Origin of the sequence: Streptomyces sp. NPDC058985 (genome assembly GCF_042740985.1) — a bacterium.
Lineage (GTDB): Bacteria > Actinomycetota > Actinomycetes > Streptomycetales > Streptomycetaceae > Streptomyces.
In genome coordinates this window covers 79,607-92,695 of sequence record NZ_JBHYJX010000007.1, presented here as the reverse complement: position 1 = coordinate 92,695, position 13,089 = coordinate 79,607, and the positions used below count along the sequence as shown (strand labels likewise).

At 72.2% G+C, this 13,089-nt stretch carries 13 protein-coding genes; 7 read left to right on the top strand and 6 right to left on the bottom strand.

What is annotated here, in order from left to right; genetic code table 11:
* The first annotated feature begins 267 nt into the window (after positions 1-267).
* Together ACFW01_RS08500 and ACFW01_RS08495 are read left to right on the top strand one after the other, a co-directional pair.
* Positions 268-753: a hypothetical protein gene (locus ACFW01_RS08500; protein WP_384502668.1), complete on the top strand. Its 486-nt coding sequence runs from the start codon at positions 268-270 to the stop codon at positions 751-753.
* A 208-nt stretch (positions 754-961) separates the two neighbouring features.
* Positions 962-4,171: a tetratricopeptide repeat protein gene (locus ACFW01_RS08495; RefSeq protein ID WP_384502667.1), complete on the top strand. Its 3,210-nt coding sequence runs from the start codon at positions 962-964 to the stop codon at positions 4,169-4,171.
* A gap of 43 nt (positions 4,172-4,214) precedes the next feature.
* On the opposite strand, the gene ACFW01_RS08490 is transcribed toward ACFW01_RS08495, so the two are convergent.
* Positions 4,215-4,457: a hypothetical protein gene (locus tag ACFW01_RS08490; protein WP_234955075.1), complete on the bottom strand. Its 243-nt coding sequence runs from the start codon at positions 4,455-4,457 to the stop codon at positions 4,215-4,217.
* Positions 4,450-5,331, bottom strand: coding sequence for a mycothiol conjugate amidase Mca (mca, locus tag ACFW01_RS08485; protein WP_384502666.1), 882 nt, complete (start codon positions 5,329-5,331; stop codon positions 4,450-4,452). Before mca ends, ACFW01_RS08490 begins: the two co-directional genes overlap by 8 nt.
* Positions 5,332-5,456: 125 nt before the next feature.
* Between mca and ACFW01_RS08480 the strand changes: the two genes are divergently transcribed.
* Together ACFW01_RS08480 and greA are read left to right on the top strand one after the other, a co-directional pair.
* Complete coding sequence (locus tag ACFW01_RS08480; RefSeq protein ID WP_234955077.1) at positions 5,457-5,855, top strand: DUF4307 domain-containing protein; 399 nt, start codon at positions 5,457-5,459, stop codon at positions 5,853-5,855.
* Positions 5,856-6,035: 180 nt separating this feature from the next.
* Complete coding sequence (gene greA, locus ACFW01_RS08475) at positions 6,036-6,533, top strand: transcription elongation factor GreA (RefSeq protein ID WP_125492249.1); 498 nt, start codon at positions 6,036-6,038, stop codon at positions 6,531-6,533.
* A gap of 97 nt (positions 6,534-6,630) precedes the next feature.
* Here greA and ACFW01_RS08470 read toward each other — a convergent pair whose 3' ends face one another.
* The 3 genes from ACFW01_RS08470 to ilvA all read right to left on the bottom strand — a co-directional run bounded on the left by ACFW01_RS08470 (position 6,631) and on the right by ilvA (position 9,938).
* Positions 6,631-7,488, bottom strand: coding sequence for an ABC transporter permease (locus tag ACFW01_RS08470; RefSeq protein WP_234955079.1), 858 nt, complete (start codon positions 7,486-7,488; stop codon positions 6,631-6,633).
* Entirely contained in the window at positions 7,485-8,504 is a 1,020-nt protein-coding gene (locus ACFW01_RS08465; RefSeq protein ID WP_384502665.1) for an ATP-binding cassette domain-containing protein, read from the bottom strand. The genes ACFW01_RS08470 and ACFW01_RS08465 overlap by 4 nt, the downstream gene beginning before the upstream one ends.
* Positions 8,505-8,708: 204 nt before the next feature.
* Positions 8,709-9,938 carry a threonine ammonia-lyase gene (gene ilvA / locus ACFW01_RS08460; RefSeq protein WP_234955082.1) on the bottom strand — a complete coding sequence of 410 codons (1,230 nt, stop codon included), beginning with the start codon at positions 9,936-9,938 and terminating at the stop codon, positions 8,709-8,711.
* Between the two features lie 162 nt (positions 9,939-10,100).
* Between ilvA and ACFW01_RS08455 the strand changes: the two genes are divergently transcribed.
* From ACFW01_RS08455 to ACFW01_RS08445, 3 genes are all read left to right on the top strand, one after another.
* Positions 10,101-10,607: a MarR family winged helix-turn-helix transcriptional regulator gene (locus tag ACFW01_RS08455; protein WP_161330644.1), complete on the top strand. Its 507-nt coding sequence runs from the start codon at positions 10,101-10,103 to the stop codon at positions 10,605-10,607.
* Positions 10,608-10,727: 120 nt separating this feature from the next.
* Positions 10,728-11,234: a sigma factor-like helix-turn-helix DNA-binding protein gene (locus ACFW01_RS08450; protein WP_234955083.1), complete on the top strand. Its 507-nt coding sequence runs from the start codon at positions 10,728-10,730 to the stop codon at positions 11,232-11,234.
* Positions 11,235-11,643: 409 nt separating this feature from the next.
* Complete coding sequence (locus tag ACFW01_RS08445; RefSeq protein WP_234955084.1) at positions 11,644-11,901, top strand: hypothetical protein; 258 nt, start codon at positions 11,644-11,646, stop codon at positions 11,899-11,901.
* 15 nt (positions 11,902-11,916) lie between these two features.
* Here the strand turns inward: ACFW01_RS08445 and ACFW01_RS08440 are convergent, their stop codons facing one another.
* Positions 11,917-13,071, bottom strand: coding sequence for a cystathionine gamma-synthase (locus ACFW01_RS08440; protein ID WP_234955085.1), 1,155 nt, complete (start codon positions 13,069-13,071; stop codon positions 11,917-11,919).
* Positions 13,072-13,089: the final 18 nt, after the last annotated feature.

Genomic DNA, 13,089 nt, shown 5'->3' with positions numbered 1-13,089 from the left:
CGAACGAGGAAGCGCACCGCAGCGCGTTCAGGGACCCGCTGCGAGAACGCCTCTCGCGCGCCCGCGTACGGCTCGGGACGCGCACGACGGTCGTACGACCTCACCGGCACCGCACATCATCACGCCCCGCATCCATTTGGTTGCTCCCAGCGATTGCGGCGATACCGTCCGTACGGAACGCCCTCCACAACCGGGCGTCCGCGAGGACACACCCCGTCCTCAACGACCGGGGCGGCACCCCGTCCCCGCACAGGAAGAGCAGTCCACATGAGTGACATCACCCAGATTCGCGCCCGCATCGAGACCGCCGACGTGGGCGGGGCGGAAACCAGCAGCTGGATCTACCTCGGCATCGCCGGCCGCGAGTTCTGCCTCGACTCCGGCAGCGGCGAAGACTTCGCCGTCGGCGCCAAGACCTGCTTCATTCTCGGCGAGGAGGGCAGCTCCGCGAACGACGGTGGCGAGGTGGGCTTCACCGACGTCACCGTCCGCAACGCCGAGTACAACGATCCCCGCAAGCCCCAGCTCGACACCGAGGACCTGGACCTGGCGCCCGCCTACATCCGCTTCGCCGGCTCGGGCAGCGTCCAGTACTGGTGCCTGGAACGCGCGCAGGTCAGCATCCGCTCGAACACCGGACAGGACTTCCACTTCGACAACCTCCGCCTGCGCACGGCGGAGGACAACCGCCGCATCTGGCTCCACCACGAATACGGCGAGCGGCTCTTCCTCTACAACGTCACCGGCAGCTGACCCACCCAGGGGCCGCCGCCCGCCACCGGGCGGCGGTCCTCCCTGCCGAAGCACCCGAACCGCCCCCTCCCCAGGCTCTCCCCGGCGCAGCACACTTGACCCACGCACAACCGGGGAAGGACCCGGGGATGGGGCCGGGAGGGTCCCTGGGGCTCCTGGGTCACCGGGGCACCCGGGAGGACGCGGATGCCGCCGGAGGGGGCGCGACATGCGGGACAGTCATCGTGCAGAGGCCGAGGCGCTGCTGAGGCGGGCCGTGGAGGAGGAGGTACGGCGCTCGGGCGGACGCACGGACGGGAACGTACTGCTCTCCCGGGCCCGCGCGGCACTGGACGCGATGGCGGGCACGTCCGCCGAGGAGTACGACGCCTACACCCGGGCCCTCGACGAGGCGGCGGCCGGGCAGCTCACGTTCCGGCAGCGGTACGCCCGTGAGGGCGCCGGCACTCCCCTGCTGGTCGCCGCCGTCGCGGCGGTCGCCGCGGTGGTGGCCGACGTGGCGCTCGGCACCGGCACCGGCACCGCGGTGGGCGCGGGCCTGACCGTCGGCGTCGTCGGCGCCGCGGCGACCGTGCTGAAGGTGGCCGGATCCCACCTGCCGGCCGCCCACCACCGTGCCGGGGCCGTCAGCCAGCCCGGCGGGCCCGAGCAGTTGCGGCTGCAGTGGCTCACCGCCCTGGAGGTGCGCGGCATCCGGCCCTTCCTGGACCAGCAGCGGATGCTCGCCGCGTCCACCGCTCCGGCCAAGACCGGCCCGAAACTGCGGGGCGCGGACAAGAGCGCGGCGGCCCGGGGCCGCAGCGTGCTGGAGCAGTCGTTCGGTCACCTTCCCGAGCCGGACGAGGCGTTCGCCGGCCGTCGGCGGGAGATGGCCCAGCTGCGGCAGTGGGTGCAGGCGGCCCGCGCGAGCACCGAGACGAAGCCGACGGTGGTGGTTCTGCACGGGGCGCCCGGCAGCGGCCGTACGACGCTCGCGGTGCGCGCCGTCCACGACCTGCGCGACTACTTCCGCGGGGCCTGCCTGGTCGACCTGCGCGGCGACGGCACCGCGTCGGGGGGCGAGGCGCCGCTCACCACCCGGGACGCCCTGCTGCATCTGCTCAACCGGCTCGGGGCGCCGCGCGAACAGCTGCTCTTCCGCGAGCGCTCCTCCGCGGACCAGCAGGTCAAGCGGCTGAGCGAGCTGTACCACCAGCATCTGACGGGCGTACCGGTCACCGTGGTCCTGGACGATGCCGCGGACCCCGAGCAGGTGCGCACCCTGGTGCCGGAGCGGTCCGACAGCCTGGTGCTGGTCACCGCGCGGGAGCCGCTGGCACTGCCGCCCGACCTGCCCGCGCACGTGTACGCGCTGCCGGTCGAGGCGCTGGACGCGGCGGGCGCCGAGGCACTGCTGGGCGCCGCCGCCGAGGACGCCTCGGGGCCGTACGACGCCGACGCCGGCGACCGGATCCGGGAGCTGTGCGGCGGGCTGCCGCTGGCGCTGCGGGTCGCCGGTTCGTCGCTCGGCCCGCGCTCGCCGCGCGCCCTGGCGGCCGACCTGGGCGCGTACGGCCCGGTGGAGCCGGTCGAGCGCGCCCTGTGGCTGCGCTACACCGACCAGCCGGAGCAGGCCCGGCGGCTGCTGCGCCGGCTGGCGCTCGCGGGCCGCACCTCGATGGGGGCCGCGGCCGCCGCCGCGCTGCTGGCCACGGACGAGACCGAGGCGACCAAGCAGCTGACGGCGCTGTCCCGGGCGGGCCTGCTCGACCACGTCCGGGGCAGCCGCTACCGACTGCACGACGTCGTCCGTGCCTTCGCCCGCGCCCGGCTCGCCGACGAGGAGGAGCCCGGCGAGCGGACGGCGGCGCAGGAGCGGCTGATCGCCAACTACGGCGAGCTGGCCGACTCGGTGCTGCGCCTGGTCGACGGCAACATGTCGACCCGCTCCAACCAGTTCGGGCAGTACGGCTTCACGTCCCTGGACGAGGCGCTGCGCTGGCTGGACGACGAGTCGAGCTTCATCACGGCGGCGCTCAGACACGCGGAGGGCGTCGACCAGGGGGCGGTGCTGAACCTGCTGGGCGCGCTGTGCGACTACTGCCTGCTGCGCGGCGACCTCTACCGGCTGGGTGAGATCAGCGAGCTGGCGCAGTCCGTGGACCAGGGGCTGCTGGTGCGCTCGGTGCAGTGGCGCACCGGCATCGCGGCCCGGCAGCTCGGCGAGCTGGACAAGGCGCGCACCACGCTGGCCTCCGTGGTCGACCTGTACCGGGAGGCGCATCACGACGCGGGCGCGGCCCGTGCCCTGTGCTCGCTGGGCATCACGCTGCACCACCAGGGCAACCTGACCGACGCGGCGGCGAAGCTGCGGGAGGCGCTCGACCTCCAGGCCTCGCCCGAGCTGGACACGGACCGGGCGTGGACGCTGCACGCGCTGGCGGCGGTGCAGCGCGACCGGGCCCGGCTGGCGGAGGCCCTGGACCTGCTCACCGAGTCACTGGTGCTGCACCGGGCGGGCGAGTCGCTGCACGGGCAGGCGTGGGCCCACTTCCAGCTCGGGCAGCTGCACCTGCGCATGGGCGACGTACCGCGCGCGGAGTCGGACCTGCGTGCGGCCCTGGAGCTGTACGGCCGGACCCAGGACGCCCGCGGCGAGGCGTGGGCGCTGACCCAGCTGGCGCGGGCCCGGCTGGTGGACGGGGAGGCCTCCGAGGCGGTCGACGAGCTGCGGCGCGCGGCGGCCCGGCACCGGGACAACGAGGACGCCCGGGGCGAGGCGTGGACGGTCTACTACGTGGGCCAGGCGCTGGAGGAGACGGGCGATCTCGACCAGTCGGTGCGCGAGCTGGAACGCTCGCGCACCATGTTCTCCCGGATGCGGGACGTGTACGGCCTGGCCTGCGCCCGGCACCACTCGGCGCGGGTCACCCGGGACCAGCGCGCCGCGCAGACCGGCTCGCTGCGCAATTCCGGTTTCGCCCGGCAGCTCCTGGTGGACGCGCGCGCCGACTTCCAGCGCATCGGCGTCGGCCACGGCGAGGCGTGGACCTGCCTGGAGCTGGCGGTGGTGGACGCGGGCAACGCCCGTACGCCGCAGGCACTGGGGCTGTGCGACGAAGCCACCGCCCTGTTCGCCGCGTACGGCGACCGACGGGGCGAGGACTGGGCCCGCTTCCTGCGCTGCACGCTGCTGCCGTACGCGGCCCCGGGCGGGGTGGAGGTCGGCACGGCGGTGGCGCAGGAGGAGCTGGCCCAGCTGTCCCGCGCCGGGCACCCGGCGCGGGACGCGAAGCTCGACGAGTACGTCGACGCGTACCAGCTGCTCCTGGAACGCGGCGTCCAGCTGGAGTCCGGCTGGCAGGCCTGGCGCCTGGGCATGGTCCCGAACCGCCAGGCCCGGGAGGTCATGGGGGTGGCGGTGACGGCCCGCTCGTGACCGGGGGTGCCAGGGGTGCCGGGGGTGCCGCCCCCGGCCGTCGCTAGCCCTGCCGGGGCTTCGCCGGCTCGCCGCCGGCGGCCTCGGCCTTCGGGTCCGGGGACTCCTTGAAGTCGACCTTGCCCATGTGCCGGGTCATGGACTTCATCAGGGCCCACACCGCCAGGGCCATCACCGCGAAGACGATGAAGCCGAGGACACCGGGGGTGACCTTGTCCTCGTCGAGTTCGGCGAGGGTGACGAGGTGCGTCATTGCCAGGCTTGCGCTTGCACTCATGTCAGGCATTGTCCCGGACGCCCGCGAAGAGGTCGTCCTCGGGGAGGGAAGTATCGACGAGGGACTTCGCCAGCTCGTACTCCTCGGTGGGCCAGACCTCCTTCTGGATCTCCATCGGGACCCGGAACCAGCCCCCGTCGGGGTCGATCTGCGTGGCGTGGGCGATCAGCGCCTTGTCACGGATCTCGAAGAAGTCCGCGCAGGGCACGTGCGTGGTGAGCGTGCGCTCCTTGCGCTCGAACTCCGACCAGCGCTTGAGCCAGTCCGCGTAGGGCGATTCCAGTCCGCGGTCCAGCAGCGCGTGGTGCAGCGCCTCGGTGCGGGGGCGGTTGAAGCCCTGGTTGTAGTACACCTTCACCGGCTGGTACGCGGGGCCGTACTCGGCCTCCGGGTACTTCTCGGTGTCCGCCGCACCCTCGAAGGCCACCATCGTGATCTTGTGGGTCATGATGTGGTCGGGGTGCGGGTACCCGCCGTTCTCGTCGTAGGTGGTGATCACCTGCGGCCGGAAGGAGCGGATCTTCCGCACCAGCTCACCGGCCGCCTTGTCGACGTCCTCCAGGGCGAAGCAACCGTCCGGCAGCGGCGGCAGCGGGTCGCCCTCGGGCAGGCCGGAGTCGACGAAGCCGAGCCACTCCTGCTTGACGCCCAGGATCTCCCGGGCCTCGTCCATCTCCTTCCTGCGCACCTCGTGGATGTTCTCCTCGATGTACGGGTCGCCCTGGAGCTTGGGGTTGAGGATGGAGCCGCGTTCCCCGCCCGTGCAGGTCACCACCAGCACGTCCACCCCCTCGGACACGTACTTCGCCATGGTGGCCGCGCCCTTGCTCGACTCGTCGTCGGGGTGGGCGTGGACGGCCATCAGTCGCAGCTGGTCAGTCAAGACTCAATCCTCGGGTCAGTCGGCGCCCGTGTGCATCGGCGCAATCGGAGGCTTCTATAGTGACCGAATCGGGAGCCGAATAATTCCGGGGCCCGGGAAGACCGGCTCCTGCCGAGAGGACGATCATGAGCACGGCCACGACGCGAAGGCCCGAGGGCCGCTACGGCCGTTCCTCGGACGAACGGGCCGACCGCACGCTCAAGGTCGTCGGCGCGGTGCTCGGTGCCGTCCTGCTCGCCGTGATCGGCTGGTTCGGCTACCACTACGTCGGTCAGAACAAGATCAGTGGCGAGCTGATCGGCTTCGAGCTCGCCGATGACTCGGTGCAGGTGCACCTGGAGGTCCGCAAGGACGCCGGTGTCACCGGCTACTGCACGGTGCGCTCCCAGGCGGAGGACGGCGACGAGGTCGGCCGCGCCGACTTCCGCTTCGACGGGGACGGCACGCGCATCGACAGGGTCGTCACGCTGCGGACGAAGGCCGCGGGCACGACGGCCGAGCTGCTCGGCTGCCACCCGGAGTGACCCGGCGGCGAACGCCAGCGCGAATCCATGGGCTCCCACCTGCGATGACAGGATTCTGGCGGCTTATGTCCTCCCCCTTTGCCCACTGAATTGTTAGGCTCGTGGTTTCGCCCTTCCGTGAAGGAACATCCTTCTGGGTAGGGCGTTGATTTGTATTCCCAGTACCAACGAGGAGCACCCGTGACCCAGACCAGCGAGAACGTCACCTGGCTGACCCAGGAGGCGTACAACAAGCTCAAGGAGGAGCTTGAATACCTTACTGGTCCTGCGCGCACCGAGATCTCTGCCAAGATCGCCGCGGCCCGTGAGGAGGGTGACCTCCGTGAGAATGGCGGGTACCACGCGGCGAAGGAGGAGCAGGGCAAGCAGGAGCTCCGCGTGCGCCAGCTGACCCAGCTGCTCGAAAGCGCCAAGGTGGGCGAGGCCCCGGCCGCGAACGGCGCGGTGGCCCCCGGCATGGTCGTCACGATCGCGTTCGACGGCGACGAGGACGACACGCTGACCTTCCTGCTCGCTTCGCGCGAGTACGCGAGCTCGGACATCGAGACCTACTCGCCGCAGTCCCCGCTGGGCTCGGGCGTCATCGGCCACAAGGTCGGCGAGGACGCGCAGTACGAGCTGCCCAACGGCAAGCCGGCCTCCGTGAAGATCCTCAAGGCCGAGCCGTACGACGGCTGATCCGTCCGGCTGATCCGTCCTGCGGAGCCCTGGCCGGTGTGCCCGGCCCCCGTCGTAGAAGAGCCCCCGGCGTCCTGGTGACGCCGGGGGCTCCTCGTCATGAGGCGGCCGAGCGGTACTTGCGCACCGACAGGGTCCGGAAGACCGCGATGATCAGGACCGACCACATCACCGACGCCCAGACGGGATGCTGCATGGGCCAGGCGTCCGACTGCACGACGCCGGGGTTGCCGAACAGCTCGCGGCAGGCCTGCACGGTGGCGCTGAACGGGTTCCACTCGGCGATGTGCCGGAGCCAGGGGGTCATCTGGCTGGAGTCCACGAAGGCGTTCGACACGAACGTCACCGGGAACAGCCAGATGATCCCTCCCGAGGTCGCCGCCTCCGGGGTCCGTACGGAGAGCCCGATCAGCGCTCCGATCCAGGTGAAGGCGTATCCCAGGAGCAGGAGCAGGCCGAAGCCCGCGAGGATCTGCCCGGCGTTGGTCGGCTCGGCGGAGCCGGTGCGCCAGCCCACGATCAGCGCGACGATCGCGAGGACGAGCAGGGTGATCGCCGTCTGCACCAGGTCGGCGACGGTCCGGCCGGTGAGCACCGCGCCGCGGGCCATCGGCAGGGAGCGGAAGCGGTCGACCAGTCCCTTCTGCATGTCGTCGGCGATGCCCGCGGCCGATCCCGCCGTGGCGAAGGTGACGGTCTGCGCGAAGATGCCGGCCATCAGGAAGTCCTTGTAGACGCCCGCGTCGGTGGTGTTCCCGATCTGCAGGGAGCCGCCGAAGACGTAGGTGAAGAGGACCACGAACATCACCGGCTGGATGACCCCGAACAGGACCATCTCCGGGATCCGGGTCATCCGGATCAGGTTTCTCCGGGCGATGACCAGCGAGTCCCTGATGGACGCCCCGACGGGGTTGGTGCTTGCCCCGGCCGGCGCGGCTTCGGTGGCGGCGCTCACTTGGCGGCCTCCTTCTTGTCCTGGTGGCCGGCGTCGGCCGTCGGTTCCTGGTCGTCGCCCTGGTCCTCGGCCTCGGCCTCGGCCACGTGGCCGGTCAGGGAGAGGAAGACGTCGTCCAGGGTGGGGCGGCGCAGGCCGATGTCGTCGATCTCGATGCCGCGGACGTCGAGTTCGCGGATGACCTCGGCGAGCAGCTTCGCGCCGCCGGTCACGGGCACGGTGAGCTTGCGGGTGTGCTCCTCGACGGTGGTCGAGCCCTTGCCGAATCCGGCGAGCACCTCGGCGGCCGTCCCCATGTGGTCGCGCTCGTGGACGACGACCTCGACGCGCTCTCCGCCGGTGCGGGCCTTGAGCTGGTCGGAGGTGCCGCGGGCGATGACGCGGCCGTGGTCGACCACCGCGATGTCGTGCGCGAGGTGGTCGGCCTCCTCCAGATACTGCGTGGTCAGCAGCAGGGTCGTACCGCCGGAGACCAGCTGCTTGATGACCTCCCACAGCTCCTGGCGGTTGCGCGGGTCGAGGCCGGTGGTCGGCTCGTCCATGAACATGACGGGCGGGGAGACCACCAGGGCCGCCGCCAGGTCGAGCCGGCGGCGCATGCCTCCGGAGTAGGTCTTCGTGGGACGGTCGGCGGCATCGGTGAGATGGAACTGCTCCAGCAGCTCGACGGCTCTGGCCTTCGCGGCCTTGGACCGCATCTGGTAGAGCTGGCCGACCATCTGGAGATTCTCCCGGCCGGTCAGGTACTCGTCGACCGCGGCGAACTGGCCGGAGAGGCCGATGGAGCGCCGGACGTCGTTGGGGTGCTTGAGCACGTCGATGCCCGCGACGACGGCCCTGCCGCTGTCGGGGCGCAACAGCGTCGTGAGGCAGCGGACGGCGGTGGTCTTGCCCGCGCCATTCGGCCCGAGCAGGCCCAGGACCGTGCCCTCGGGAACGTCCAGATCGACGCCGTCCAGAGCCCTTACGTCACCGAAGGTCTTGACCAGGCCTTCGGCATAGATGGCGCCTGGCATATGAGTCTCCACGTCGTCGGGGATGCTTCGGAAAACCTAGGTTTATGGATTTCGCCGCGCTCAGCGAGCGAATTACGAGACACACCATAACGCGATGTATCGCGTCTCGCAATCTACTTACACGAACGAGTGACAAATGGTGGCCGGCCCTTCCGGATCCTCGGATCCCCCCGGTTCTCGAACCACCCGGTTCCGGGATCCGCCTCAGCCGATGACGGGGTAGCCGGCCTCCCGCAGCGCCCTGCCGACCTCGGCGCAGTGCTCCGGGCCCTTCGTCTCCAGGTGCAGCTCGACCTCCGCCTCCGTGAGCCCGAGCCGTGGATCGGTCCGTACGTGGCTCACATCGAGGACGTTAGCGTCGACCACTGACAACACCCCGAGCAGCGTGGCCAGGGCGCCGGGACGGTCCGTCAGCCGCAGCCGGACCGCCAGGTAGCGGCCCTGCGCGGCCATGCCGTGCCGCAGCACGCCCTGCATCAGCACGGGGTCCACGTTGCCGCCGGACAGCACCGCCACGACGGGGCCCTCGAACGACCCGGGATCGCTGAGCAGCGCCGCCACCGGACTCGCCCCGGCCGGCTCCACGACGAGCTTGGCCCGCTCCAGGCAGAGCAGCAGAGCCGTGGACAGCTCGTCCTCCGAGACGGTGCGGACCTCGTCCACCAGCTCGCCGACGATGCCGAACGGCACGTCGCCCGGCCGCCCCACCTTGATGCCGTCGGCCATCGTCACCGGGTGGTCGACCGCCACCGGGCGCCCGGCGGCCAGCGAGGGCGGATACGCCGCCGCGCCCTCCGCCTGCACCCCCACGATCCGCACGTCCGGCCGCAGCGCCTTCACGGCGACCGCGATGCCGGCCACCAGCCCTCCCCCGCCGATACCGACCACGACGGTCCGCACCTCGGGGCACTGCTCCAGGATCTCCAGCCCGACCGTCCCCTGGCCCGCGATGACGTCGGGGTGGTCGAAGGGGTGGATGAACACCGCGCCGGTCCGCTCCGCGTACTCCTGCGCCGCGGCCAGCGTCTCGTCGACCACCTGGCCGTGCAGCCGCACCTCGGCGCCGTAGTCCCGGGTCGCGCTGATCTTCGGCAGCGGGGCGCCCTTCGGCATGAACACCGTCGAACGCACGCCGAGCAACGACGACGCCAGGGCCACGCCCTGCGCGTGGTTGCCGGCGCTCGCCGCGACCACCCCGGCGGCCCGCTGCTCGGGGAGTAGCCCGGCGATCCGGACATAGGCGCCGCGCAGCTTGAACGAGCCCGTCCGCTGGAGGTTCTCGCACTTGAGGTGGACCGGCGAGCCGACCAGCTGGGACAGGTGCCTGCTGCCCTCCATCGCCGTCACCCGCGCCACGCCCGAGAGCATCTTCTGCGCTCCGCGCACGTCGTCGAGGGTGACGGGTCCGACGAGGGCGGCCGTGCTGTAGCTCATGCCTCCAGCATCGCAGTTCACGGGGGCCAGGGGCCGTTGTGACCAACCTCCGAGACCCGCTTTGCGCAGCGCCGGTACGCCCTGCCCCCCGGCCGCGTACCCTGTCCCCCAATTAGCAGCCCTCCACGAAGTGAGCCCCCGGCCATGCCCACAACACCTGAAATGTCGATGGACATGACGACCGCCGGTGACCCCGGTCTTCTCGAGACGCTCCAGCACGAGGTCGCGCTCTTCGCCCGTCGTGCCGAACAGACCCGGCTCGGCGGGGTCGGGCAGGTCCGCAACTCCATGGACCGCGCCGCCTACCTGCTGCTCAACCGCCTCGACAAAGAGGGCCCGATGGGCGTGAAGGCGCTGGCCGCGAGCATGGGGATCGACTCCTCCACGGTCACCCGTCAGGTAGCTCCGCTCGTGGACACGGGCCTGGTCAAGAGGACGTCCCACCCGGAGGACGGACGCGCGGTGGTGCTCCAGCTGTCCCCGCGCGGCGAGTCGCGGCTGGAGGAGGTCCGCTCCTCCCGGCGTCAGCTCATGGCCGAGCTGACCCATGACTGGGCGCCGGAGGAGCGCGAGGCGTTCTGCGCGCTCCTCGCGCGCTTCAACGGTGCCCTGTCCGCCCGTATGGCCCCTTCGGGCGTGGCGGGGCAGGACTCGCCGTCCGGCTCCTGAGGCACCTTCCACGCCCTTCCGCGGCTTTACCGCTCGGTTCGGACCGAACTCTTGACCGACGGGGCACGCCTGGCCTGATATGAGACCTCAGGGGTCGTCGCCGTCTGGGCGGGAGGCGCGGTGCGAGAACGGCATGCGTCCCACGGTGCCCGCCGGGCCCGGGAGTTCGAGGCGTTCGTCGCGGGCGCGGCGGGGCGGCTGCTGCATGCCGCCACCCTGCTCACGGCGGAGGCGCCGGACGCCAACCCGCGCGCGCGGCGGCTGCTGTCACTGTCCCTCGCCCACACGTACGCGTCCTGGGACCGGCTGCACGGCGAGGACCCGTACGACCGGGCCCGGCAGGACCTGGCGGCCCGCTTCGCCCGCGGCGCCTGGCACCGGCACGGCGGCCTGGTCCGGCCCCGGCAGCGCCCCGTGGGCCCGCTGGGCGCGCTCACCCCTCAGGAACGGCTGATCCTGGTCCTCAGGCTGTACGAGGGCGTCGCGGAGGAACAGACGGCCGCGCTGCTCGGCCTGCCCGTGGAGCGCGTACGCACGATCTGCGACCGGGCGACGGCCACGCTGCTGCATCCGCCCACCTCACCGGCCCGCCGGGCGGGGGCGAAGGCGAAGGCGGTCACGCCGTGAGGGGCGGGGCGGGAACGGCCCGCAGGCTCGACTGGAGCGGAGCGGCCCGCAGGTTCGGCGGGACGGGCTGGTCCGGCGAGCTCGACACGGCGGGCGCATACGCCTCGCCCCGCGGGCCCGGCGCGTCTGGTGGATCGGATGCGCGGGACGGGGCGGGAACGGCCCGCACGCTCGACGGGACCGGAGCGGCCCGCAGGTTCGACGGGACGGGCTGGTCCAGCGGGTGCGGCAGGGCGGGCGCATACGCCTCGCCCCGCGGGCCCGGCGCGTCTGGCCGGTCGGGCGTGTCAGGCCCCTCCGGCGGGCCGGGGGTATCCGGCGGGCCGGGGGCGTTCAGTGGGGCCGGCGAGTCCCGCGCGTCCGGCAGGACCGCCGCCGGCACGCGCGTGTGGTGCGTCGGGAGGTGGCGGTGAACCGGGCGGGGCGTGAGGCCGCTGCCCGGCGGATCATGGAGCAGTCGCCGCCGCGCGTGCCGCCGGAGCTGTACGCGGACGCCGTGCGCCGTGGCGGCCGCATGCTGCGGCGCCGGGCCGCCGCCCGCCGCACGATGTGGCTGCTGCTGTGCGCCGCGGTCGTGGCGTTCACCGTGTGGGCGCTGACCGTGCAGCCCTGGGTGGAGCCGCCGTCGGAGACGACCCCACCCGTGACGGGCTGGGAGGGCTGGTGAGCCCCTGGGTCGGGTCTAGCCCAGGGCCTGCTGGAGGTCCGCCAGCAGGTCGTCGACGTTCTCGATGCCGACCGACAGCCGCACCAGGTCGGCGGGCACCTCCAGGGCCGAGCCCGCGGCGGAGGCGTGCGTCATGCGGCCGGGGTGCTCGATCAGCGACTCGACGCCGCCCAGCGACTCGCCGAGCGTGAACACCTTCGCGCGGTCGCAGACCTCGACGGCCGCCGTCTCGCCGCCCTCGACGCGGAACGACACCATGCCGCCGAACGCCTTCATCTGCTTGGCGGCGATCTCGTGACCCGGGTGCTCCGGGAGGCCCGGGTACAGGACGCTCGTCACGCGCGCGTGCCGGGAGAGCATGTCGGCGACCTTGACCGCGTTCTCGCTGTGCCGGTCCATGCGCACGGCGAGGGTCTTGGTGCCGCGCAGCACCAGCCAGGAGTCGAAGGGCCCGGCGACCGCGCCCATCGCGTTCTGGTGGAACGCCAGCTCCTCGCCCAGCTCCGGGTCGTTCACGATCAGCGCGCCGCCGACGACGTCCGAGTGGCCGCCCATGTACTTGGTCAGCGAGTGCACGACGACGTCCGCGCCGAGCGCCAGCGGCTGCTGGAGGTACGGCGTGGCGAAGGTGTTGTCGACGACGAGCCGGGCGCCGGCGTCGCGGGCGACCTGGGCGACGGCGGCGATGTCAGTGATCCCGAGCAGCGGGTTGGAGGGCGTCTCCACCCACACGGCCTTGGTCTTCGGGGTGATCGCGGCCCGCACCGCGGCGGGGTCGCTCGTGTCGGCCACGGACCATTCCACGCCCCATCGGGTGGCGACCTTGGCGAAGAGCCGGAACGTGCCGCCGTACGCGTCGTTCGGGATGACCACGTGGTCGCCGGGCCGCAGCAGCGCGCGCAACAGGCAGTCCTCGGCCGCCAGTCCGGACGCGAACGCGAGACCTCGGCGGCCGCCCTCCAGGGCCGCGAGGTTCTCCTCCAGGGCCGTACGGGTCGGGTTGGCGCTGCGACTGTACTCGTAGCCGCCGCGCAGTCCGCCGACGCCGTCCTGCTTGTAGGTCGACACCTGATAGATCGGCGGGACGACCGCGCCCGTCAGGGGATCGGCGGTGTTGCCCGCGTGAATCGCGAGCGTCTCGAAGTGCTGACTGATGTGCCTGTCGCTCATGGGCACCGAGGGTAGCGG

Bases quoted from the DNA above. Each gene is read 5' to 3' on its own strand.
- ACFW01_RS08465 (WP_384502665.1), bottom strand. From the start codon at position 8,504: ATGCCAGGCGCCATCTATGCCGAAGGCCTGGTCAAGACCTTCGGTGAC.
- ACFW01_RS08500 (WP_384502668.1), top strand. From the start codon at position 268: ATGAGTGACATCACCCAGATTCGCGCCCGCATCGAGACCGCCGACGTG.
- ACFW01_RS08495 (WP_384502667.1), top strand. From the start codon at position 962: ATGCGGGACAGTCATCGTGCAGAGGCCGAGGCGCTGCTGAGGCGGGCC.
- ACFW01_RS08490 (WP_234955075.1), bottom strand. From the start codon at position 4,457: ATGCCTGACATGAGTGCAAGCGCAAGCCTGGCAATGACGCACCTCGTC.
- ACFW01_RS08455 (WP_161330644.1), top strand. From the start codon at position 10,101: ATGTCGATGGACATGACGACCGCCGGTGACCCCGGTCTTCTCGAGACG.
- ACFW01_RS08480 (WP_234955077.1), top strand. From the start codon at position 5,457: ATGAGCACGGCCACGACGCGAAGGCCCGAGGGCCGCTACGGCCGTTCC.
- ilvA (WP_234955082.1), bottom strand. From the start codon at position 9,938: ATGAGCTACAGCACGGCCGCCCTCGTCGGACCCGTCACCCTCGACGAC.
- ACFW01_RS08440 (WP_234955085.1), bottom strand. From the start codon at position 13,071: ATGAGCGACAGGCACATCAGTCAGCACTTCGAGACGCTCGCGATTCAC.